Origin of the sequence: Blautia sp. DFI.3.45, assembly GCF_020593505.1 — a bacterium.
Taxonomy (GTDB): Bacteria; Bacillota; Clostridia; order Lachnospirales; family Lachnospiraceae; genus Blautia_A; species Blautia_A wexlerae.
In genome coordinates, this window is sequence record NZ_JAJDMI010000036.1 from 1 (window position 1) to 22,235 (window position 22,235).

At 43.3% G+C, this 22,235-nt stretch carries 20 protein-coding genes and 1 pseudogene; 18 read left to right on the top strand and 3 right to left on the bottom strand.

Annotation, left to right across the window (positions count from 1 at the left end):
- Positions 1 to 103 precede the first annotated feature (103 nt).
- Complete coding sequence (locus LJE09_RS12255; RefSeq protein WP_025577193.1) at positions 104 to 481, bottom strand: DUF1292 domain-containing protein; 378 nt, start codon at positions 479 to 481, stop codon at positions 104 to 106.
- A 218-nt stretch (positions 482 to 699) separates the two neighbouring features.
- Between LJE09_RS12255 and LJE09_RS12260 the strand changes: the two genes are divergently transcribed.
- The 3 genes from LJE09_RS12260 to LJE09_RS12270 all read left to right on the top strand — a co-directional run bounded on the left by LJE09_RS12260 (position 700) and on the right by LJE09_RS12270 (position 3,946).
- Positions 700 to 1,455 carry an exodeoxyribonuclease III gene (locus LJE09_RS12260; protein ID WP_055053692.1) on the top strand — a complete coding sequence of 252 codons (756 nt, stop codon included), beginning with the start codon at positions 700 to 702 and terminating at the stop codon, positions 1,453 to 1,455.
- A gap of 63 nt (positions 1,456 to 1,518) precedes the next feature.
- Positions 1,519 to 3,414, top strand: coding sequence for a Type II secretory pathway, pullulanase PulA and related glycosidase (locus tag LJE09_RS12265; protein ID WP_227311385.1), 1,896 nt, complete (start codon positions 1,519 to 1,521; stop codon positions 3,412 to 3,414).
- On the top strand, positions 3,392 to 3,946 hold the full coding sequence (locus LJE09_RS12270) for a DUF5662 family protein (protein ID WP_025577200.1): 555 nt from the start codon (positions 3,392 to 3,394) through the stop codon (positions 3,944 to 3,946). Before LJE09_RS12265 ends, LJE09_RS12270 begins: the two co-directional genes overlap by 23 nt.
- Here the strand turns inward: LJE09_RS12270 and LJE09_RS19215 are convergent.
- Positions 3,910 to 4,026, bottom strand: a pseudogene (locus LJE09_RS19215) (DUF6783 domain-containing protein); the annotation flags it as partial. The gene LJE09_RS12270 and the pseudogene LJE09_RS19215 overlap by 37 nt on opposite strands.
- Here LJE09_RS19215 and LJE09_RS19220 point away from each other — a divergent pair.
- From LJE09_RS19220 to LJE09_RS12335, 14 genes are all read left to right on the top strand, one after another.
- Entirely contained in the window at positions 3,985 to 4,074 is a 90-nt protein-coding gene (locus tag LJE09_RS19220; protein ID WP_329288283.1) for a DUF6783 domain-containing protein, read from the top strand. The pseudogene LJE09_RS19215 and the gene LJE09_RS19220 overlap by 42 nt on opposite strands.
- 387 nt (positions 4,075 to 4,461) lie before the next feature.
- Positions 4,462 to 5,997 carry a sodium/proline symporter PutP gene (gene putP / locus LJE09_RS12275; RefSeq protein ID WP_182465166.1) on the top strand — a complete coding sequence of 512 codons (1,536 nt, stop codon included), beginning with the start codon at positions 4,462 to 4,464 and terminating at the stop codon, positions 5,995 to 5,997.
- Between the two features lie 173 nt (positions 5,998 to 6,170).
- Positions 6,171 to 7,286: a UDP-galactopyranose mutase gene (gene glf / locus LJE09_RS12280; RefSeq protein ID WP_227311386.1), complete on the top strand. Its 1,116-nt coding sequence runs from the start codon at positions 6,171 to 6,173 to the stop codon at positions 7,284 to 7,286.
- Between the two features lie 83 nt (positions 7,287 to 7,369).
- Positions 7,370 to 7,954 carry a DUF6553 family protein gene (locus LJE09_RS12285; RefSeq protein ID WP_055053695.1) on the top strand — a complete coding sequence of 195 codons (585 nt, stop codon included), beginning with the start codon at positions 7,370 to 7,372 and terminating at the stop codon, positions 7,952 to 7,954.
- Positions 7,955 to 7,987: 33 nt separating this feature from the next.
- Complete coding sequence (locus tag LJE09_RS12290; RefSeq protein WP_227311387.1) at positions 7,988 to 10,912, top strand: insulinase family protein; 2,925 nt, start codon at positions 7,988 to 7,990, stop codon at positions 10,910 to 10,912.
- A 16-nt stretch (positions 10,913 to 10,928) separates the two neighbouring features.
- Positions 10,929 to 11,837 carry a GTPase Era gene (era, locus tag LJE09_RS12295; protein ID WP_008707556.1) on the top strand — a complete coding sequence of 303 codons (909 nt, stop codon included), beginning with the start codon at positions 10,929 to 10,931 and terminating at the stop codon, positions 11,835 to 11,837.
- A gap of 28 nt (positions 11,838 to 11,865) precedes the next feature.
- Positions 11,866 to 12,618: a DNA repair protein RecO gene (recO, locus tag LJE09_RS12300; RefSeq protein ID WP_025577211.1), complete on the top strand. Its 753-nt coding sequence runs from the start codon at positions 11,866 to 11,868 to the stop codon at positions 12,616 to 12,618.
- A gap of 152 nt (positions 12,619 to 12,770) precedes the next feature.
- The gene (locus LJE09_RS12305) at positions 12,771 to 14,165 is read left to right on the top strand and encodes a glycine--tRNA ligase (RefSeq protein ID WP_026649282.1); all 1,395 of its coding nucleotides are present in this window, start codon (positions 12,771 to 12,773) and stop codon (positions 14,163 to 14,165) included.
- A gap of 386 nt (positions 14,166 to 14,551) precedes the next feature.
- Entirely contained in the window at positions 14,552 to 15,754 is a 1,203-nt protein-coding gene (locus LJE09_RS12310) for an NRAMP family divalent metal transporter (RefSeq protein ID WP_008707553.1), read from the top strand.
- A gap of 153 nt (positions 15,755 to 15,907) precedes the next feature.
- Positions 15,908 to 16,633 carry a 5-oxoprolinase subunit PxpB gene (pxpB, locus tag LJE09_RS12315; RefSeq protein WP_020993687.1) on the top strand — a complete coding sequence of 242 codons (726 nt, stop codon included), beginning with the start codon at positions 15,908 to 15,910 and terminating at the stop codon, positions 16,631 to 16,633.
- Position 16,634: 1 nt separating this feature from the next.
- Positions 16,635 to 17,642: a biotin-dependent carboxyltransferase family protein gene (locus LJE09_RS12320; protein WP_020993688.1), complete on the top strand. Its 1,008-nt coding sequence runs from the start codon at positions 16,635 to 16,637 to the stop codon at positions 17,640 to 17,642.
- 42 nt (positions 17,643 to 17,684) lie between these two features.
- Positions 17,685 to 18,122: an acetyl-CoA carboxylase biotin carboxyl carrier protein gene (gene accB / locus LJE09_RS12325; protein WP_227311388.1), complete on the top strand. Its 438-nt coding sequence runs from the start codon at positions 17,685 to 17,687 to the stop codon at positions 18,120 to 18,122.
- An 18-nt stretch (positions 18,123 to 18,140) separates the two neighbouring features.
- A complete protein-coding gene (gene accC, locus LJE09_RS12330) occupies positions 18,141 to 19,490 on the top strand; it encodes an acetyl-CoA carboxylase biotin carboxylase subunit (RefSeq protein WP_008707547.1) in 1,350 nt (449 codons plus the stop codon).
- 86 nt (positions 19,491 to 19,576) lie between these two features.
- Positions 19,577 to 20,347, top strand: a complete 771-nt coding sequence (locus LJE09_RS12335) for a LamB/YcsF family protein (RefSeq protein ID WP_008707546.1) — start codon at positions 19,577 to 19,579, stop codon at positions 20,345 to 20,347.
- Positions 20,348 to 20,453: 106 nt separating this feature from the next.
- Here the strand turns inward: LJE09_RS12335 and LJE09_RS12340 are convergent, their stop codons facing one another.
- Positions 20,454 to 21,080 carry a cytidylate kinase-like family protein gene (locus LJE09_RS12340; protein ID WP_008707544.1) on the bottom strand — a complete coding sequence of 209 codons (627 nt, stop codon included), beginning with the start codon at positions 21,078 to 21,080 and terminating at the stop codon, positions 20,454 to 20,456.
- 151 nt (positions 21,081 to 21,231) lie between these two features.
- On the opposite strand from LJE09_RS12340, the gene LJE09_RS12345 reads away from it, so the two are divergent.
- Positions 21,232 to 22,233: a TAXI family TRAP transporter solute-binding subunit gene (locus tag LJE09_RS12345; RefSeq protein ID WP_008707541.1), complete on the top strand. Its 1,002-nt coding sequence runs from the start codon at positions 21,232 to 21,234 to the stop codon at positions 22,231 to 22,233.
- Positions 22,234 to 22,235: the final 2 nt, after the last annotated feature.

The window sequence follows — 22,235 nt, forward strand, 5'->3', positions numbered from 1 at the left end:
ATACCCCCATATAGGACTTTTATATTTCATTGTCCTATATGAGGGTAGCATATCAATGATGATGGTTCTTATTTTAGTCTTACATATGAAATTCTTTAACAGATCAGTCAATCTTATCCATAGAATCTTTTGCATTCTGGAGCACTGTGTCAAAAGCAACTGCGGCTTTTGCATATTCTTCATCGCTTTCGATGTTGGAAAGCATCGGATCACCGCTCTCAGTACGGGCAAATGTGTAGAGGTAAACCTCGCCGCTTTCATTCTGACCGTTCTCATCAAGTGGGAGAAGTGCGATATATTCCTTCGCATCTACCGGGAAAACGGTGAGGATCGCACATTCTACCTCTGTATCGTCTTCCATGGTAAGGGTGATTGTCTTGTGGTTTTCAACAGGATCGCATCCGCCGGCTGAACTGCATCCACCACCGCAGGAAGCGCAGTCACTCGGGTTACATCCGCCAGCTGTAAATTCGTCACTCATTTTATATTCCTCATTCTTTCTTATTTATCAGGGACTATGTTTATCTGATGTCAGTTCATTGTAGCAGAAACCAGAAAAAAATGCAATGAGCAGAAACCGGAGAAAAAGAGGTTTTTTACAGTCATGAAACGTGCTATAATAGACCAGAAGCGTTCAGGGGAGAATCGTTAGCAAATGCTGAATAGGGCTAATAAGAAAACAAAGGGGATCAGTTGATTATGAAATTAATCTCATGGAATGTAAATGGTATACGTGCATGCATTGGCAAAGGGTTTGAAGAGAGCTTTGCAGCACTTGATGCGGATATTTTCTGCCTGCAGGAAACGAAATGCCAGCAGGGGCAGGTGAAGCTGGAACTTCCGGGATATTATCAGTACTGGAATTATGCCAACAGACGGGGATATTCCGGAACTGCTGTTTTTACAAAGAAAGAGCCACTGTCTGTGGCGTATGGAATTGGAATTGAGGAACATGACAAAGAAGGGCGTGTGATCACCCTGGAATATGAAAAATTTTATCTGGTGACTGTATATACACCAAATTCCCAGAGTGAACTGCGCAGACTGGAATACCGTATGCACTGGGAAGAGGATTTTCTGGCATACTTGTTGAAATTGCAGGAAAGTAAGCCTGTAATCTGCTGCGGGGATTTCAATGTGGCACATCAGGAGATCGACCTGAAGAATCCTAAGACCAACCGGAAAAATGCCGGATTTACAGATGAAGAGAGAGCATGCTTTGGTAAGGTGCTGGAGAGTGGATTTATCGATACATTCCGTTATTTTTATCCGGATGTAGAGGGCAGATATTCATGGTGGTCTTACAGATTCAAGGCAAGAGAGAAGAATGCAGGGTGGAGAATTGACTATTTTATCACGTCTCCACAGTTGAAGGATAAGCTTGAAGGCGCAGAAATCCATTCTGAAATTATGGGTTCCGATCATTGTCCGGTAGAACTTCAGATTACATTATAGCGTTGTGTAGTATTTCTGAAAAGTGTAATGAGCAACAAGAAAAAATATGAAGGAGAGAAAGAGATGGCTGAGAGCAGAAAGATGAAAACAGAAAAGGGGCTGGCTCTTGTGCCTGGTGCAAATCCGTTGGCAGATGGCTGTAATTTTGCAGTTGAGGTACCGGAAGACAGCAGAGCATCTCTGATTCTCTACAAAAAGAGATCAGCAAAACCTTATGTGGAGATTCCTTTTACAGAAGAAAACAGAACCGGAAATGTATATGCAATGTATATTCCGGATTTTAATCTGAAAGAGTACGAGTACAATTTTCTGATAAATGGAAAGGTGTATACTGATCCCTGTGCGTACAGGATTCTGGGACGGGAACGCTTTGGTGCAGAGGTGGGTACGAATCCGCACAAAGTCAGGGGAGGATTTCTTAAAAAAGAAGTTTTTGACTGGGAGAACGACAAAAATCCGGCTATTCCATATCACGAAATGATCCTTTATAAACTGCATGTGCGCGGATATACAAAAGCGAATCGGACGATAACCGGTACAAAGGGAACTTTTCAGGCACTGGAGGAAATGATCCCGTACTGGAAAGAGCTTGGTATCAATACAATTGAACTGATGCCTGCATATGAATTTATGGAAAGCGGTACCTGTAAGAATTCTGAATCTGAGAAAATGGTATCTGAGAAGCATACACAGGGACGTGTTAATTTCTGGGGATATATGTATGGCTATTATTTTGCACCCAAGAGATCTTACTGTGCAACAGATGATCCGGAGAAAGAGTTTAAAACATTCATTAAAAAACTGCATCAGGCCGGAATTGCCTGTATCATGGAAATGTATTTTCCACGAGAATGTAATCCTGTGACAGCACTCAGGGCATTGCAGTTCTGGAAACTTTACTATCATGTAGACGGATTTCATGTATTGGGTGAGGGAGTTTCTGCCAAATTGCTGATGCATGACGGGGTTTTAAGTGATACCCGGCTGATGTTTCACGATTTTGATGAGAGCCAGATCCGGAAAAAGAAGAAACCGGAAGACAAATGTATTGCACAGTATAATCCGGGATTTTTGCAGGATATGCGCCGTTTCCTGAAAAGTGACGAAGATATGGTTTCAGCGACAGCTTACCATATCAGAAGAAATCCCAATGCCTATGCAGTTATCAATTATATGGCCTGTCAGGATGGCTTTACCATGAATGATATGGTGACCTATAATTACAGACATAATGAAGCAAATCAGGAGAATAATCACGATGGCAGTAGTTATAATTATTCCTGGAACTGTGGCGTGGAAGGGCCAAGCAGAAGGCTGCAGATCAGACAGATGAGAGAACGACAGATAAGAAATGCTTTTCTTATGGTGCTGCTCAGTCAGGGTGTTCCTATGATCTATGGCGGGGATGAGTTTGGAAATTCACAGAACGGAAATAATAATGCCTATTGTCAGGACAATCAGGTTGGATGGATCGACTGGAAAGCACTGAAGAAAAATGAATCCCTGTTTCAGTTTGTAAAGAATGCCATTGCTTTCCGGAAAGAACATCCGATTCTTCATGTTCCGGGAGAAATGTACGGAGTGGATTATCAGACCAGGGGACTGCCGGATGTTTCCCTTCATGGAGAACGCGCATGGTATATGAATTCTGAGAACACATCCAGACTGCTTGGAATTATGTATTGTGGCGCCTATGCGCACCGGGCAGACGGCAGCGAGGATGCTTCCATATACGTTGCATATAACTTTCACTGGGAAGATCGTATTTTTGCGCTTCCTAATCTGGCAGGATACAGAAAATGGAAGAAAGTGATTGATACCAGTACTGTGAAAGAGAATGGTTTCCTGGAGCAGGAACAGGAAACTTATAGTAAAAAGCTGAAGGTCACACCGCGTACAATCGTGGTGCTGATGGCTGTAGAGGAGGAGAAGAAAGATGCATCCGTGGCTGCACTTTAAAACAATAACCAGACATAAGCTGTTGGTTATGCATTACTGTTTCCGGGCTGGTATGTATAAACAGGGACTGCTTCATGACCTGTCCAAATATGCACCTGTGGAATTTCTGGTTGGATGTAAATACTATCAGGGAGACAGAAGTCCCAACAATGCAGAAAGAGAAGATACAGGAATATCAAAATCCTGGCTTCATCATAAAGGGCGCAACAAACATCATTTTGAGTACTGGGTAGATTATGCACCGGGAGATGAGCATATCATCAATGGTGTGCCCATGCCCCGTAAATATATTGCGGAAATGGTGATGGACAGGATCAGTGCTTCCAGAAATTATCTGGGGGATAAGTATGATCAGCATCAGCCTCTGGACTATTATCTGAAAGGTAAGGAAAAGCTGTGGTTTATCCATCCGAAGACAAAGAGAGATCTGGAGGGACTGCTGCGGATACTTAATGATCATGGGGAAGAGGTACTGATTTCCTATATTAAGAATGTTTATCTGAAAAAAGATAAAGCCCTGGAGCGTGTCTGAAAAATCATTCCCGCAATCTGCACGCCCCACTTTGCGGTATATTTTGTCCGAATTCGGTTGTCGTAGCCCACTATGACGCCCTCATCCGAACAAAATCTCCCACAAATTGTGACGCACATCTTGCGTAAAGCATTTTTCAGACACGCTCTGGCAGGCAGAAAACATACAGCAAAAAGAGAATGTAAACAGGCTGGCAGACAGAAACAGATAAATTTCTGATTGACAGAGTACCTGTTTGGGTGTAAAAATATAAAACAGTTACTGTGAAGGTCTTTGCCGGACGGTAACAGTAATAATTCCATAAAATGGCGGAAAAATGTCGAAAAACAAGAAATACACTTGCGTAATGCTAAGGTAATGTGGTAAAGTAGCCGGGTACAGAAGTGGTACCCGGTTACTTTTTGCAGTATATAAAATGACTGTATTCTGTTTTTGGATAAATATGTGAAGGAAACAGAACATACTTTGACAAATCCAGAGTGTATGAAAAAAAGAAGAAAAAAGGAGGAGTAAATTTGAGTGGTACAACAATGGTCATATTGTCCGCATTTGTTGCCTATCTGTTACTTATGATAGTCATTGGTGTGGTTTATATGAAAAAAACAAGCAGCTCGGAAGATTATTTTCTGGGCGGACGTGGACTGAATGCATGGGTAGCTGCTCTTTCAGCACAGGCATCAGATATGAGCGGATGGCTCTTAATGGGACTTCCGGGAGCAATTTATTCACTGGGAACAGGACAGATCTGGATTGCTGTAGGTCTGTTCATCGGAACTGTATTAAACTGGGTGTGTATTTCACACAGACTTCGTAAATATACGATCGCAGCAAACAATTCCCTTACAATCCCGGCATTTCTTGAGAACAGATTTCAGGATAAGAAGAGAATCCTGTTATTGCTTTCATCCATCGTGATCGTAATCTTTTTCCTGGTTTATACAGCTTCTGCACTGGCAGCCGGCGGTAAACTTTTTAACACAGTATTTGGAATTGATTATCATATAGCTCTGGCAATTGGTGCAGCAGTCATCCTCTGTTATACATTTATGGGGGGATTTATGGCTGTATGCGTAACTGACTTTGTACAGGGAACACTGATGCTGATCGGTCTTCTGATCGTTCCGCTGGTTGCATATCTGACACTGAGCGGAAGTCTGAGTGATCTTCTGACACAGAGCGGAGCACCGGGGGGAGCAGCAGCTTTCCTGAATCCTTTTGAGAACGGAGAGCGTCCATATACATTTGTTGAAATCTTTTCCCAGCTTGCATGGGGACTTGGATACTGCGGTATGCCTCATATCCTTACCCGCTTCATGGCTGTAAAGAGTGAGAAAGAATTAAAAAAATCCAGTGCGATCGCAATCGTGTGGGATATCCTTTCTCTGACAGCAGCGTGCTTTATCGGTATTATAGGTCGTGCATATCTGCTTCCGACTGTACTTGGTGAAAATGGTGCATCTTCCTCAGAGAGTGTATTTATCGAGATGATCAATAAACTGTTTTCCAGTCATCTGGGACTTCCGTTTATCGGAGGAATCTTCCTCTGCGGTATTCTTGCGGCAATTATGTCCACAGCGGATTCACAGCTTCTGGTAACAGCGTCCGCAGCATCTGAGGATTTATATCATCAGTTCATTAAGAAGGATGCAGACTCAAAGGAAATCCTTGCAGTTGCAAGATTTACGGTTATCGTGGTGTCTGTTCTGGCATTTGTGATCGCGTGGAATCCGAACAGCAGTATCATGGGACTGGTATCCAATGCATGGGCTGGTCTTGGTGCAGCGTTTGGTCCGACTGTGGTAATGTCACTGTTCTGGAGAAGAACAAACCTTGCAGGTGCAGTTGCAGGTATTGTTTCCGGTGGTCTGACAGTTATCGTCTGGGATTATATACCGTTTGCGGCAGGACAGACTCTTGGTTCTTATACAGGACTTTATTCTCTGGCTGTAGGTTTTGCTGTCAGCCTTGCGATGATCATTATCTTCAGTCTGGCTACAAAAGCACCATCCAAAGAAATCACAGATGTGTTTGATAAAGTGGCAGGAAAATAATAGAATAGAAAGACTATCCATTTTCGGATGAATTTGTTATAATGGCAGTAGCGCAAAAAAAGCGTTACTGCTTTTTTAACCTGATAAACTGCGGAGCAGTTATTCGGTGTAGAGCTGCGTAGCGAAGCGGATGATTTTATCCGCTTGATTATTACAAGAAGAAGGTGTCGCACATGAAGAAATATGATTATCTGATAGTAGGAGCCGGCCTTTTTGGTGCAGTATTTGCACATGAGGCCACAAGACGGGGGAAAACATGCCTTGTGATCGATAAGAGAGGTCATATCGGCGGTAATATTTACACAGAAGAAGTAGAGGGGATCCAGGTACACAGATACGGTGCACATATCTTTCATACTTCCAGAAAACAGGTGTGGGATTATATCAATCAGTTTGCAGAATTTAATCATTTTGTAAATTCACCGATCGCAGTCTATAAGGATGAGTTATATAATCTGCCGTTTAATATGAATACCTTCCATCAGCTCTGGGGAGTACGTACTCCTGCAGAGGCAAAAGCGAAGATACAGGAACAGATCGCAAGAATGCACATTACCCATCCGAAGAACCTGGAGGAACAGGCGCTTGCACTGGTTGGACAGGACGTATATGAGAAACTGGTAGAGGGATATACAAGGAAGCAGTGGGGCAGGGAGTGTAAAGATCTGCCGGCATTTATCATAAAAAGACTGCCTTTGCGTTATACTTATGATAATAACTATTTCAAAGATCCTTATCAGGGAATCCCCAAAGGTGGATATACACGTATTGTGAAGAAACTTCTGGAGGGTGTACAGGTATGTCTGAATACAGATTTCTTTGCAAACAGAGAAGAACTGACTGCACAGGCAGATAAAGTACTCTTTACAGGTATGATCGATGAATTTTATGACTATTGTTACGGAGAACTGGAATACAGATCACTGAAATTTGAGACAGAAGTGCTGGATATGGGAAATTATCAGGGCAATGCGGTTGTCAATTATACAGATTATGAAGTTCCGTATACAAGGATCATCGAGCATAAACATTTTGAATTTGGTACACAGCCAAAGACTGTGATCACCAGAGAATATCCGGCAACATGGGAGAAAGGCAAAGAGCCGTACTATCCGGTCAATGACCCGAAGAACAGTGAACTGTTTGACAAATATGAACGTCGCGCACTGGAAGAGAAGAATGTGATCTTTGGCGGAAGACTTGGCATGTATCGCTATATGGATATGGATCAGGTTATTGAAGAGGCACTGTCTCTGGCAGAAACAGAGCTTACCTATGAAGAGCCATGAAAGTAGAGTTTTGGATTGTAAGAGAAAGGTAACTGTAAAGGCAGCAGACAGTTGCAGATAAAGTAACCGGAAAGGACAAATATATGACAGACACACCAACAATTGCTCTTTATTACAGAGAGCATGATCCGATGAAAAGAAAGATGTTTCTTGACCAGTCTATTGCGGCAGGTGAAGATGAGGAGGCAAATGCTGTCCGTAAGGAACTGTGGGAACTGCGTTACGGAGAACCTTCAGAGGCAGGCTCCGGTACACGTGCTGATGGATATCTGGCACTTTGGATGGCAATGGAATATAACAAGGATACAGCGGGAAAGCTGTTTGGTTTAAAGAGGGCCAGAAAAGAAATCGGGAAAAATCTTACCAGGCTGAAATTCAGAGAAATGCAGGAGAAAAGTGAGCTTCACAGAGAACTGCTTTACAGAGAATGCTGCCATATGGTCAAAACCTATATGGAACTCTGCGAGAAGGATAAGGCCTATAACACGATCTTGTGCGGGATTGTCCATATCAGTGAGAAAAGTGCAAAGAGTAAGATTCAGAACGATATTTATACCACTGCCATTGCATTTCCGGAGGAAATCAACATGCAGGAAGAACTGGAAATGATAACAAGGGCAGCAAGAGAAGTTTATGAGGCACATTTCCCGGGAGAAGGCGGATTATAAAGAAAAGCCAAAAAAAAATTACTGGAGGCATACATGAACAAAGAAAATTTGACGGCTTATGAAGTTGTGACAGAAGAAAATCTGACAGATATCCATTCTACAGGCTGGCTTCTGCGCCATAAGAAAACAGGTGCAAGAGTTATGCTGATCGAGAATGATGATGAGAATAAAGTATTTAATATCGCATTCCGCACACCGCCTAAGGACAGCACAGGTGTGGCACATATCCTGGAGCACAGTGTACTCTGCGGTTCAAGGGAATTTCCATTAAAGGATCCTTTCGTAGAACTGGTAAAGGGTTCTCTGAATACGTTCCTGAATGCCATGACTTATCCGGATAAAACCTGCTATCCTGTAGCCAGCTGCAATGATAAGGATTTTCAGAATCTGATGCATGTTTATCTGGATGCGGTATTTTATCCGAATATCTATAAAAGAGAAGAGATTTTCCGTCAGGAAGGCTGGAACTATCATCTGGAACAGAAGGAAGGACCGCTGAAATATAACGGTGTTGTATATAATGAGATGAAAGGTGCTTTCTCCTCACCGGATGAAGTTCTGGAACGGGAGATTATGAATCACCTTTTCCCTGATACCACTTATGGATGTGAATCAGGCGGTGATCCGAAAAATATTCCGGATCTTACCTATGAAAATTTCCTGAACTTCCACAGAACTTATTACCATCCATCCAATAGCTATATTTATCTGTATGGAAATATGGATATGGAAGAGAAACTGGCATTCCTGGATGAGCATTATCTGTCGCATTTTGATTATCTGGATGTGGATTCTGTTATTCAGGAACAGAAAGCATTCGGAGCATGCCGGGATGTGACTCTTGAGTATCCGGTTGCTGAGAATGAGGGAGAAGAGGACAATACCTATCTTTCTTATAACATGGTTGTGGGAAATGCTGCGGACAGTCAGATGGCGATGGCATTTGAGGTATTGGATTACGCACTGTTAAGCGCACCGGGAGCACCGTTAAAGCAGGCACTTCTGGATGTAAAAGCAGGCAAGGATGTCTATGGATCTTATGATGATGGTATTCTCCAGCCATATTTTACAGTAATTGCAAAAGGTTCCAATCCGGACAGAAAAGAAGAATTCGTATCTGTGATCAGACAGGTACTGGGAGATATTGTTAAGAATGGAATTGACAGGAAAGCTGTAGAGGCAGGAATCAATTACTTTGAATTCCGCTATCGTGAAGCTGATTTTTCCTCTTATCCGAAAGGACTGATGTACAGTCTGGATATTCTGGGAGACTGGCTGTATGAAAAAGGAAATCCCTTTGCACAGGTACAGCAGCTTACAGTTTTTGAAAAACTGAAAAAGGCAGTAAACGAAGGATATTTTGAAGAACTGATCCGTAAATATCTTCTTGAGAATCCACATGGATGCATCATGACTCTTGTGCCGAAGAAAGGTCTGGCAGCCCAGCGTGAGAAAGAGCTGGAGGAGAAGCTGGAAGCATACAGAAGCAGTCTTTCTGAAGAACAGCTGGATGCAATGGTTGAGAAGACGAAAGCACTGGAAGCATATCAGGAAGCCGGCGAAGATCCAAAAGCACTGGAGTGCATTCCGATGTTAAAGAGAAGTGATATTAAAAGAGAAGCTGCAAAGATCATAAATGAAGAATTAACGGTAGATGACAGTCTGTTCCTTTACCATGACGTATGCACAAATGGTATCGGTTACGTAGACCTGATGTTTAAGACTGACAGTATTGCGCCTGAGCAGATTCCTTATCTGGGACTTTTGAAATCCGTACTGGGTTATGTGGATACAGAGAATTACACATACGGAGAACTGTTTAATGAGATCAATGCCAATACAGGCGGTATCAACTGTGGGGTAGAGGTTTTTGACAGAGCTGATTCTACAGAAGAGTTTCAGGCTATGTTCTCTGTAAGAGGTAAGGCACTTTATACGAAAATGGATTTTCTTTTCAAAATGATCGGGGAGATCCTGAACAGCTCGAAACTGGAGGATACCAAGCGTCTCTATGAGATTGTTGCATCTGTGAAGTCCAGGGCACAGGTAAACCTGACAGGTGCCGGACATTCCACTGCTGTACTCAGAGCAGCTGCATATTCTTCTCCGATGGCTGCATTCCAGGATGAGATGGCGGGAATCGGATATTATCAGTTTATCGAGAAACTGGAAAAAGATTTTGAACAGCGAAAAGAGGAAACTGTAGAAGAACTTTGCAAACTGATGAAAAAAATTCTCCGTCCGGAGAACTTTATGATCAGTTATACAGGTGAGAGAGAGTCCCTGGAGACAGTTCAGAAACTGACGGGAACTGTAAAGGCAGGACTTGGCACAGAGCCGGTGGAGAAATCGAAAGAGAAGCTGACTTGCACAAAGAAAAATGAGGGATTTAAGACTTCCGGACAGGTCCAGTATGTGGCTCAGACCGGTAATTTTAAGAAAAAAGGCCTGGAATATACAGGTGCACTGGAAATTCTGAAGGTTATCTTAAGTTATGATTATCTGTGGATGAATCTGCGCGTAAAGGGCGGTGCATATGGATGCATGAGCGGATTTAAGAGGAATGGTGAGAGCTATCTGGTATCTTACCGCGATCCTCATCTGAAACGTACACTGGATGTATATAAGGGGATTCCGGATTATATCCGTAATTTCCAGACAGATGAGCGGGAGATGACAAAATATATCATTGGTACCATCAGCGGAAAGGATGTTCCCAGGACACCTCAGATGAAAGGTTCTGTTTCCAAGACAGCATATTTCTGCGGTGTGACAGAGGAGATGCTCCAGAAAGAACGTGATCAGATTCTGAATGCGTCTGCAGAGGATATCCATGCACTGGCCGAGATCATAGAGGCAGTTCTGGCAGCAGATCAGATATGTGTGGTGGGAAGCGAGAGCAAGGTGGCTGAGGCCTCTGATGTACTGATGGAAGTGAAACCACTGATCAATTGTTAAAAAAGGAAAGAACAGAATGAACGAAAATTTTAAATCCGGATTTGTAGCGATTATCGGACGTCCAAACGTAGGTAAATCCACTCTGATGAATCATCTCATCGGACAGAAGATCGCTATCACATCCAAGAAACCACAGACAACCAGAAACCGTATCCAGACCGTTTATACCTGTGACGAAGGTCAGATCGTATTTCTCGATACTCCCGGTATCCACAAGGCAAAGAATAAGCTGGGAGAATATATGGTCCAGGTGGCAGAGCGAACTTTAAAAGAGGTAGATGCCATTATGTGGCTGGTAGAGCCAAGTACCTTTATCGGGGCAGGAGAGCGTCATATTGCAGAACAGCTTCAGGGAATCGGAGTGCCGGTAATCCTGATCATCAACAAAATTGATACTGTATCAAAGGAAGAAATCCTTCCTGCCATTGACACTTACCGAAAAGTATGCGATTTCGCAGAGATTATCCCATGCTCTGCACTGCGTGGACAGAATACTCAGGATATTATCGGTTGTATCCTGAAATATCTGCCTTACGGTCCTATGTTTTATGACGAGGATACAGTTACTGATCAGCCTCAGCGTCAGATCGTGGCTGAGATCATCCGCGAGAAAGCACTTCATGCACTGGATGCGGAAATTCCTCATGGAATCGCAGTTGCCATTGACCGGATGAAAACGCGTCCGGGAAAAAATCCAATCGTGGATATTGATGCGACAATTATCTGTGAAAGAGAATCTCACAAAGGAATTATCATCGGCAAACAGGGTGCGATGTTAAAGAAAATCGGAAGTAATGCAAGATATGAGATTGAGCGTATGCTGGAATCAAAAGTGAATCTGAAGCTTTGGGTAAAAGTAAAGAAAGACTGGAGAGACAGTGATTTCCTTATCAAGAACTTTGGTTACGATAAGAAGGAAATCTAAATAAAAAGACAGTCAGGAAACAGAGAGAATGAGTGATTTGATAACTGTGCAGGGAGTAGTGCTCTCTGCCATGCCTGTGGGAGAATATGACAAGCGGATCGTCCTTCTCACCAGAGAAAGAGGCAAGATTTCCGCGTTTGCAAAAGGAGCCCGCCGCCCAAACAGCCAGTTTCTGGCGGCTGCCAATCCTTTTGTGTTTGGAACCTTTGCCCTTTATGAGGGGCGTTCCAGTTATAATCTGAATCAGGTATCCATCAGTCATCATTTTGTGGAACTGGCAGGTGAACAGCCTGGAATCTACTATGGATATTATTTTCTGGAACTGGCAGATTATTTCGGACAGGAGGGGATTGACGAGAAAGAATCTATGAACCTTCTGTATGTGACAGTGAAGGCACTTCTGAACCCGAATATTGATGACAGGCTGGTGAGGTGTATTTTTGAACTTCGTATGATGGCTGCACAGGGATTGTGTCCTTCACTGTTTCATTGTGTGTGCTGCGAAAGACAGCCTGTGGAGGGAGAAGAGCTTTTCTTTTCTCAGCAGAATCATGGTATTCTGGATAAAGCCTGTCTGGGACATGTAAATGATGCAAAGAGAATCTCAGCACCTGCATTATATGCCATGCAGTACATAGTAACTGCTTCTCTTGGGAAGCTTTATACATTTACTGTTACAGAAGAAGTACTCCATGAACTGGAACGTCATATCCATACCTATATTGCTGCGAACACTGAAAAACGGTTCAAAAGTCTGGAAATTCTGGAAATAATGAGCTGAGATACCTTGAAAAAGAAATCAGATACAGTTATAATAACGTTAATTGTAGCTGTTTATTACGTTAATCAAATAGCGGAATGGATTGTGAACCAAATTGCCTGACGGATATGAACAGTTACACGCATTTTATAAAAAGAACGAGGAGAATAGTCATGGAAAAAACAATGGACAAAATCATTGCGCTGGCAAAGGCAAGAGGATTTGTTTACCCGGGTTCCGAAATCTATGGTGGTCTTGCAAACACATGGGATTACGGTAATCTTGGTGTAGAATTAAAGAATAACGTAAAACGTGCATGGTGGCAGAAATTTATTCAGGAATCCCCATACAATGTAGGTGTTGACTGTGCAATTTTGATGAACCCGCAGACATGGGTTGCATCCGGACATCTGGGAAGCTTCTCTGACCCGCTGATGGACTGTAAGGAATGTCATGAACGTTTCCGCGCAGATAAGATCATCGAAGACTTCAGCCAGGAGAATGGCATTGAACTTGAGAGCTCTGTAGATGGATGGTCTCAGGAAGAAATGATGAACTTCATTAAAGATCACAATGTACCATGCCCTACATGCGGCAAACATAACTTTACAGATATCCGTCAGTTCAACCTGATGTTCAAAACATTCCAGGGTGTTACAGAGGATGCCAAGAATACTGTATATTTAAGACCTGAGACAGCTCAGGGTATTTTCGTAAACTTTAAGAATGTTCAGAGAACATCCCGTAAGAAGATTCCGTTTGGTATCGGTCAGATTGGTAAATCTTTCCGTAACGAGATCACACCGGGTAACTTCACATTCCGTACACGTGAGTTCGAGCAGATGGAGCTTGAATTCTTCTGTGAGCCGGATACAGACCTTGAGTGGTTTGCATACTGGAAGAATTTCTGCCTGAACTGGTTATATTCTCTTGGATTAAAAGATGAAGAAGTTCGTTACCGTGATCATGACGCAGAAGAATTAAGCTTCTACAGCAAGGCTACCACAGACGTAGAGTTCCTGTTCCCGTTTGGATGGGGCGAGCTGTGGGGAATCGCTGACAGAACAGATTATGACCTGACTCAGCATCAGAATGTATCCGGACAGGATCTGACATACTTTGACGATGAGAAGAAACAGAAATACATTCCATATGTAATCGAGCCGTCACTTGGAGCTGACCGTGTGGTACTTGCATTCTTGTGCAGCGCATATGACGAAGAAGTTCTGGATGCAGAGAAGAATGATGTTCGTACAGTTCTTCATTTCCATCCGGCACTTGCACCTGTTAAAATCGGTGTGCTTCCTCTTTCCAAGAAGCTTAATGAGGGTGCAGAGAAGATCTATCAGCAGTTAAGCAAGAAATATAACTGTGAATATGATGATCGTGGAAACATTGGTAAACGTTACAGAAGACAGGATGAGATCGGTACTCCGTTCTGTGTAACTTATGACTTTGAGTCCGAAAACGACGGAGCAGTTACAATCCGCGACCGTGATACTATGGAGCAGGTTCGTGTGAAGATTGATGAACTGGATGCATATTTTGCGGATAAATTTACATTTTAACTGAAAAAACAGCAAAGGAGCTGTATCGGATGGGAATCCGGGTACTCCTTTGCTGTTTTTTATTACAAAATACAGATTATAAAAATTCGTTACTGTTCACTCCGTTCTCAGCAACACGCTTCGCGATGCAGGAAATATGAACCTCCTTGTGCAATGCCCAAGGAGTATCGTTTGCTTCGCAAACTTAATTTATGCTAATCGCATAAATTCGCGCAGTATGTCTCGGGTTTTCTGTGACCTTTGCTCACAAAAAACACCTCGCGGGATATTACCAGTGAACAGTAACAAAAATTCGACATCAAAAGTTATCAAAATAATTTTTACTTGTGTAAATATTCATTTTTTAGTATAATGTGCGATAATAACATGAAAAGGAGGCAATAAAAATGAGCGAAAAGAAAAAGAGTGGCGGAGCCTTACTTGGCGCAGCGTTTCTGATGGCCACATCTGCAATCGGACCAGGATTCCTGACACAGACAGCAACGTTTACCGGACAGTATCAGGAAAGTTTTGGATTTGTTATCCTGGTTTCCGTAATCCTTGCAGCCATTGCACAGCTGAATATCTGGCGTGTGCTTTGTGTGACCGGACTTCGAGGTCAGGATGTTTCCAATAAGGTACTTCCGGGACTGGGATATCTGGTATCGATACTGATCGTATTCGGTGGTCTGGTATTTAATATCGGAAACGTAGGTGGCGGAGCACTTGGTTTTAACACATTGCTTGGAATACCTACCAAAGTTGGTTACATACTGGCAGGTCTTTTGGCAATCCTGGTATTTGTGCTGAAAAATGCCAAAAGTGCCATGGATACTATTACCAAGGTATTGGGTGCCATTATGATTATCGTAATCTTTGTTGTGATCATTGTGGTAAAACCACCGGTAGGAAGTGCATTGAAGAATACATTTGTACCGGAAGCCGGTGCCACAAATCTGATTCCTGCAATCCTTACGCTTCTGGGAGGTACTGTTGGAGGATATATCACTTTCTCCGGCGCACATCGTCTGATCGATGCAGGAATTACAGGCGAGAAGAACCTGAAAGAGATCAACAAGAGTTCTGTTATGGGTATGATCATTGCTACGATTGTTCGTATTTTCCTGTTTCTGGCTGTTCTGGGCGTTGTTGTCAAGGGCGTAACACTGGATGCTGCAAATCCTGCAGCAGACGCCTTCAAGCAGGGGGCTGGTGAAATCGGATACCGTTTTGCAGGTCTGGTTCTTCTGTGCGCAGCAATCACATCCATTATCGGTGCAGCTTATACTTCAGTTTCCTTCCTGAAGACTTTCAGCAAGTCTATCGAGGAAAATGAAAATAAAGTGATCATCGGATTTATCATTATTTCTACAGCCATTATGTTTATCCTTGGAAATCCGGCAGTACTTCTTGTACTTGCAGGTGCTGTGAATGGTCTGATCCTTCCGATCACCCTGGCAATCTGTCTGATCGCTGCACATAAGAAATCTATTATGGGAGAGAATTATCATCATCCGGTAGTACTTACCATTCTTGGAGTGATCGTGGTAATTCTTACAGCATACCTCGGTGTGACTACATTTGTATCTAAGATCGGTACATTGTTATAATTGAGGAAAATGTATCCGGTTTTCAGACTGGAGAGTATGTCAAAAAGGTGTGATCGTCCAGGTTACACCTTTTTGGTTCATTAACAGCCATGTGATGCAGAAAGAAGCAGATAAAAAGACATGGCGAAAAGATTAAGAAAAGAGGAGCAGATTATGCCGGACATTAGAATTTTAACAGAAGGTGATTCTTCTGTTCTGGTTGAATTTGGCAAAGAGATCAGTCCGGAGATCAACCGGAAGATCACTGCCACTGTACAGCTTATGAAAGAACAGCATATAGAGGGAGTTGTAGATATGATCCCTGCGTTCTGTTCTTTGCTGGTTAATTATGACCCGCGTGTGATTTCCTACGATGACCTGAAAAAAAGACTGGAAATTCTGTTAAAGATGGAAGTTACAGCAGGTGAAGGATGCAGAAAAGTTTATGAGATTCCTGTATGCTATGGAGGAGAATATGGTCCGGATATTGAGAATATTGCAGAACATGCCGGACTTTCCGTAGAGGAAGTAATAAAGATTCATTCTTCCAGAGATTACCTGATCTATATGCTTGGTTTTCTTCCGGGCTTTTGTTATCTGGGCGGGCTGGATGAAAGGATCCATACACCCCGTCTTGCAAATCCCAGAATCAAGATCAATGCAGGAAGTGTGGGAATCGGTGGTTCCCAGACAGGGATTTATCCTCTGGATTCTCCGGGAGGATGGCAGCTGATGGGAATGACACCTGTAAAAACCTATGATCCGGACCGTGAAATCCCGATTCTGGTAGAGGCAGGAGATTATATCCGTTTTGTACCGATCGATGAAGATGAGTACAAACGGATCAGAGAATTAGTAGAACGTGGCGAATACCAGTGCACCGTTCATGAGGAGGCATAAAATGGGAATTCGTATATTAAAAGGCGGAATGATGACAACGGTTCAGGATCTGGGGCGTTATGGATATCAGAGTCAGGGATTCAGTGTGGCAGGAGTCATGGATGTCCGTTCATTCAAAATAGCCAATCTTCTTCTGGATAATCCGGAGAATGAGGCAGTATTGGAGATAACGCTGATAGGCCCAACCCTTGAATTTACATCAGCTACTATCATTGCAATCACAGGCGGAGATTTCCAGCCAACCATTAATGGAGAGCCGGCTCCCATGTATACAGCCCTGTATATGAATAAGGGAGATGTACTGAAATTTGGAAGCGCCAGAACGGGAAGCAGAGGTTATATTGCTTTTTCCAGTTATCTGGATATTCCGGTAGTGATGGGAAGCCGATGCACCAATTTAAAGAGTGGTCTGGGCGGATTTAAGGGAAGAAAACTGGAAGCGGACGATTATATCGGATTTCGTATTAAGAGACGTTATCTGCCGTTTTTCCTTTCCCGAAAGCTTGATATGGATGAGTTTGATCAGACAGAAGCAACACTGCGGGTAGTAATGGGACCGCAGGATGGTATGTTCAGCAAACAGGGCATCAAGACTTTCCTGGGCAGTGAGTATACAGTGACAAATGAATTTGACCGTATGGGCTGCAGGCTGGAGGGACCGTTTATTGCTCCTAAGAAGACTTCGGATATTATTTCCGACGGAATCGCATTTGGGGCTATACAGGTACCTTCCCATGGTAAACCTATCATTCTGCTGGCTGACCGTCAGACAACGGGCGGTTATGGGAAAATTGCCACAGTGGCATCTGTGGATATTCCCAAGCTGGTACAGAGAAAAACAGATGATAAGATACATTTCAAGGCAATTACCGTACAGGAGGCTCAGGCTCTTTATGTTGAGGAAATGAAAGAACTTGACGGACTGAGAAAGATCATTCATCAGCCATGTAAAGAGGTTCTGGATTGCCGTCTGGTGGCAAAGAGACTGCGCAAGCTGTTTGAAGAATAACCGTAAAAAATAATATAAAATAGACAGAAAGGATAATGTTTGATGGATTTAGAGAAGATTGAAGGACTGGTAAAGATTATTGAGGATTCATCCCTTAATGAATTCACATATAAGGACAAGGATGTAAAGATTACAATGAGCAAGCGGGATCATCCTCCTGTAGTTGCAGCGGGAGTTCCTGTGGCTGCATCTGCACCTGTGAATACAATTGTGGAAAAAGCAGAGGAAGAAGAGGAGGAAAGTCTGTTTATCACTTCTCCTATCGTAGGAACCTTCTATTCTGCATCTGCTCCGGATGTACCTGCTTTTGTAAAGGTGGGAGATCAGGTAAAAGCAGGACAGACAGTGTGTATTCTGGAAGCTATGAAGCTTATGAATGAGATCCAGAGTGACTATGACTGTGAGATTGAAGCAGTTCTGGTAAGTAATGAACAGAAAGTAGAATATGGACAGCCTCTGTTCCGTGTTAAGAGACTGTAGGATAAGGAGGCTTTCATATTGTTTAATAAAATTTTGATCGCCAACCGTGGGGAGATTGCAGTTCGGATCATACGTGCCTGCAGGAATCTGGGGATCCGAAGTGTAGCTGTTTATTCAAAAGAAGATGCTAAGAGCCTTCATGTACAGCTGGCAGACCAGCGTATCTGTATCGGAGAAGGTCCTGCCAGAAACAGCTACCTGAACATGGACCGGATCATTGCTGCAGCAGAAAATATGGGAGCAGATGCTATCCATCCCGGTTTTGGCTTTCTTTCAGAAAACAGTGAGTTTGTCCGCAAATGCAAAGAAAACGGAATTACCTTTATCGGACCGGATGCGGATGTGATCGATAAGATGGGAAATAAATCCCATGCCCGTAAAACCATGATGGATGCCGGGGTACCGGTTGTACCGGGAACAAAGGAACCTGTATACGATGCAGAAACAGGTAAAAAACTGGCTGAAGAGATTGGATATCCGGTTATGATCAAGGCTTCCTCAGGCGGTGGTGGCAAGGGAATGCGTGTGGCTGCCAATGAGGATGAATTTGAATTTCAGTTTAATATGGCACAGAGAGAATCAGCCAATGCTTTTGGGGATGATACCATGTACATTGAACGTTTTGTAGAAAATCCCCGCCATGTGGAGATCCAGATTATGGCAGACAGTCATGGAAATGTGGTGGCACTGGGAGAACGTGACTGTTCGGTACAGAGAAATCATCAGAAGCTGATCGAGGAATCCCCGTCCCCTGCCATTGATGAAGAAACTCGCAGGAAAATGAATGAATATGCAGTTCTTGCTGCGAAAACAGTAGGTTATACCAATGCAGGAACGATTGAATTTATCGTAGACCCTAAAGGCAACTTCTATTTCATGGAAATGAATACCAGAATCCAGGTGGAGCATGGAGTAACAGAGATGGTTACAGGCACAGATCTGATCATTGAGCAGATTCGTGTGGCTATGGGAGAGGAGTTAAGCTTTAAACAGGAAGATATCCGAATTAAAGGACATGCTATTGAATGCCGTATCAACGCAGAGATTCCTGAGAAAAATTTCATGCCAAGTCCCGGAGTAGTACAGCATATGCATCTTCCGGCAGGCAACGGAGTCCGGGTGGATACTGCCCTTTATACAGGCTATAAGATTCCGTCAGAGTATGATTCCATGATTGCGAAGGTAATCGTTCATGCACCTGACAGAGAGGCTGCCCTGCAGAAAATGCGCTCTGCGCTGGATGAGATGGTGGTCATGGGTGTGGAGACAAACCTTGATTTCCAGTATCAGATTATGAAGAATCAGGTATTCTGCGACGGAAAGGCAGATACGGGATTTATTGAGAATGTACTGAAAATTAAGGGATAAGATTGTAGGTAAGGATCCTGTATACGGATTGAGGGAGTGATTTTTCAAACACGCTCTGGGAAATAAATAGAAAAGAGGTAAGGTAAATGTATACAGTAGATTTAAACAGTGATCTGGGAGAAAGTTTTGGAAACTATAAAATCGGTAATGATGATAAGGTCATTCCGCTGATCTCTTCTGCAAATGTAGCCTGCGGTTATCATGCTTCAGATCCGGTAGTTATGGGAAATACGCTGGCAATGGCAAGGGAAGCGGGAATTCGTATAGGAGCACATCCGGGTTTTCCTGATCTGATGGGCTTCGGAAGAAGAAATCTGAGTGTTTCCCCTGCAGAGGCAAAAGCATATGTGCTTTATCAGCTGGGTGCACTGGATGCATTCTGCAGAGTAACCGGTGTAAAAATGCAGCATGTAAAGCCTCATGGAGCCTTATATAATATGGCTGCAGAGGACTATGCCCTTTCTACTGCAATCTGTGAGGCAATCAAAGAATTTGACAGCAGTCTGATCGTACTTGCTCTTTCCGGCGGACAGCTGGCAAAGGCTGCTCAGGATATGGGCCTGCGTACAGCTATGGAGGTTTTTGCAGACCGCGCCTATGAAGAAGATGGTACTCTGGTAAACAGACGTAAGGAAGGTGCTGTGATCACTGATGAAAATGAGGCTATTGTCAGGGTGATCCGTATGGTCAAAGAGAAAAAGATTACTGCAATTACAGGAAAAGATATTGATATTCAGGCAGATTCTGTCTGCGTTCATGGAGACGGAGCCAAGGCTCTGGCGTTTGTGGAAAAAATCAGAGAGGCTTTTGCAAAAGAAGGAATCCAGATCCGTTCTCTGGATGAGTTTGTAAAATAAAAGAAATTTAGAAACAACTATTAAAAGGACTGAAGTAAAGAGGCTGTGGCACAGATTTTCTGATTGCCACAGCCTTGTTGCTGTTTTACAGCTGGCAGCGGTCCTTCTACTGATGCTTCAGATTCAACCCCTGCTGTTTTGCAAGTGAAGTGATAATCTCAATACAGTTATCGTATCCAAGGGTTCCGGTATCCAGACACAGGTCATAATCGTGATAAGTGCCAAGCTCATGTTTTGTATAGGTTTTGAAATAGGTTTCACGCAGGTTGTCCATTTTGGTGAGATATTTCCTGGGATCTTCCTTTCCGTTTAAGCCTAATTTCTGAATATGTTCTGTGCGGAGATTCACATCTGCATGAAGGAAAATATCCAGACTGGGAATACCGGCATTTCGCAGGATAAGATTGGAACAGCGGCCGATGATAATACAGTCCTGTTCTGCTGCGAACTGAAGGATCAGCTCTTTCTGAGCCTGGTAAATAGCATCATGGGAACTGAAATAGCCTGCAGAGTTATTCAGAATGTTGTCCAGAAGTCTGGCGCTGCGGCTCAGATTTTCACCCTCACGATCAATATCCTCCTGGGAATATCCGCTTCTGGCAGCAGCCTGTTTTGCAAAATCCCGATCGTAATATGGGATACCAAGCCTTTCTGAAACTACTCTTGCAATACTGTGTCCCCCGGCACCAAACTCCCGGCTGATTGTGATGACAGGGTATTTTCTTTCGGACATAATAGATACCTCCATTGGGTTGTTATTTATTTTGTTATCCATGTTTTTCCTTTATTGTAACGTTTTTTGTAAGATTATTCAATAAAGATTATCATTTTTTGAAAAAATATGTTATAATTCAAAATATTATGTACCTGAAGGAGATGGATTTATGAGAAACAAAGAGCTTTTCAGAGGCAGGAGAAAAGCTGGCAGGATTGTTGGCCTTGTTTTGACTCTTGCACTTGCAGTCAGCCTTCTGAGCGGCTGCGGACAAAGTAAAGAACGTCTGACGTTCGGTACCGGCGGTACGGCGGGAACGTATTATTCCTACGGTGGTGTACTGGCCCAGTATATTACCAATAATACAAATGTAAAGGTTACAGCAGTTTCTACAGGTGGTTCCAAAGCGAACCTGCAGTCAGTACAGGACGGAGATTTCCAGCTTGGATTTGTCCAGTCAGATGTAATGGCCTATGCATGGGACGGCGTAAGAGCATTTGAACAGGACGGTGCAACCCATGATTTCAGGACTCTGGGCGGCCTGTATGCAGAGACTGTCCAGCTGTTTACCATGGATCCTGACATTAAGACAGTGGAAGATCTGAAGGGCAAGAGCGTATCTATCGGTGCGGCAAACTCCGGTGTATATTTCAATGCTCTGGATGTTTTAAATGCAGGCGGCATTACCCTGGATGATATCCATCCCCAGTATCTGTCTTTTGAGGACAGCAAGGAATCTTTGAAGGATGGGAAAATTGATGCTGCGTTTATTGTTGCAGGTGCACCTACAACAGCTATCACAGAGCTTGCAACTACCAATGGTGTCTATATGATCAATATTGATGGCGCGATCAGGGATTCAATTTTGAGTGACTGTCCATATTATACATCCTACCAGATTCCTGCAGGAACCTATCCGGGACAGGATGAGCCTGTAGAAACCATCACAGTCAAGGCGACGATCGTAGTGTCCGAATCTCTGGATGAGGATACAGTTTATGATATGACTGCGGCAATTTTTGACCATGCAGACGAGATTTCTGCTGAGAATGCAAAAGGAGCGGAGCTTTCTCTGGAAAACGCTACTTCCGGTATGACCATTCCTTTCCATAAGGGTGCGGCGCGTTATTATGCAGAGCATGGAATTACAGTGGATACGAAAGGGGAATAGTC

What these genes read in the sequence shown, in the direction of transcription:
- LJE09_RS12260 (WP_055053692.1), top strand. Translation starts at nt 700, where the DNA reads ATGAAATTAATCTCATGGAATGTAAATGGTATACGTGCATGCATTGGC.
- accB (WP_227311388.1), top strand. Translation starts at nt 17,685, where the DNA reads ATGGATTTAGAGAAGATTGAAGGACTGGTAAAGATTATTGAGGATTCA.
- pxpB (WP_020993687.1), top strand. Translation starts at nt 15,908, where the DNA reads ATGCCGGACATTAGAATTTTAACAGAAGGTGATTCTTCTGTTCTGGTT.
- era (WP_008707556.1), top strand. Translation starts at nt 10,929, where the DNA reads ATGAACGAAAATTTTAAATCCGGATTTGTAGCGATTATCGGACGTCCA.
- LJE09_RS12320 (WP_020993688.1), top strand. Translation starts at nt 16,635, where the DNA reads ATGGGAATTCGTATATTAAAAGGCGGAATGATGACAACGGTTCAGGAT.
- LJE09_RS12270 (WP_025577200.1), top strand. Translation starts at nt 3,392, where the DNA reads ATGCATCCGTGGCTGCACTTTAAAACAATAACCAGACATAAGCTGTTG.
- LJE09_RS12345 (WP_008707541.1), top strand. Translation starts at nt 21,232, where the DNA reads ATGAGAAACAAAGAGCTTTTCAGAGGCAGGAGAAAAGCTGGCAGGATT.
- LJE09_RS12305 (WP_026649282.1), top strand. Translation starts at nt 12,771, where the DNA reads ATGGAAAAAACAATGGACAAAATCATTGCGCTGGCAAAGGCAAGAGGA.
- LJE09_RS12285 (WP_055053695.1), top strand. Translation starts at nt 7,370, where the DNA reads ATGACAGACACACCAACAATTGCTCTTTATTACAGAGAGCATGATCCG.
- glf (WP_227311386.1), top strand. Translation starts at nt 6,171, where the DNA reads ATGAAGAAATATGATTATCTGATAGTAGGAGCCGGCCTTTTTGGTGCA.
- LJE09_RS12290 (WP_227311387.1), top strand. Translation starts at nt 7,988, where the DNA reads ATGAACAAAGAAAATTTGACGGCTTATGAAGTTGTGACAGAAGAAAAT.
- LJE09_RS12340 (WP_008707544.1), bottom strand. Translation starts at nt 21,080, where the DNA reads ATGTCCGAAAGAAAATACCCTGTCATCACAATCAGCCGGGAGTTTGGT.
- LJE09_RS12265 (WP_227311385.1), top strand. Translation starts at nt 1,519, where the DNA reads ATGGCTGAGAGCAGAAAGATGAAAACAGAAAAGGGGCTGGCTCTTGTG.
- LJE09_RS12255 (WP_025577193.1), bottom strand. Translation starts at nt 481, where the DNA reads ATGAGTGACGAATTTACAGCTGGCGGATGTAACCCGAGTGACTGCGCT.
- recO (WP_025577211.1), top strand. Translation starts at nt 11,866, where the DNA reads ATGAGTGATTTGATAACTGTGCAGGGAGTAGTGCTCTCTGCCATGCCT.
- LJE09_RS12335 (WP_008707546.1), top strand. Translation starts at nt 19,577, where the DNA reads ATGTATACAGTAGATTTAAACAGTGATCTGGGAGAAAGTTTTGGAAAC.
- LJE09_RS12310 (WP_008707553.1), top strand. Translation starts at nt 14,552, where the DNA reads ATGAGCGAAAAGAAAAAGAGTGGCGGAGCCTTACTTGGCGCAGCGTTT.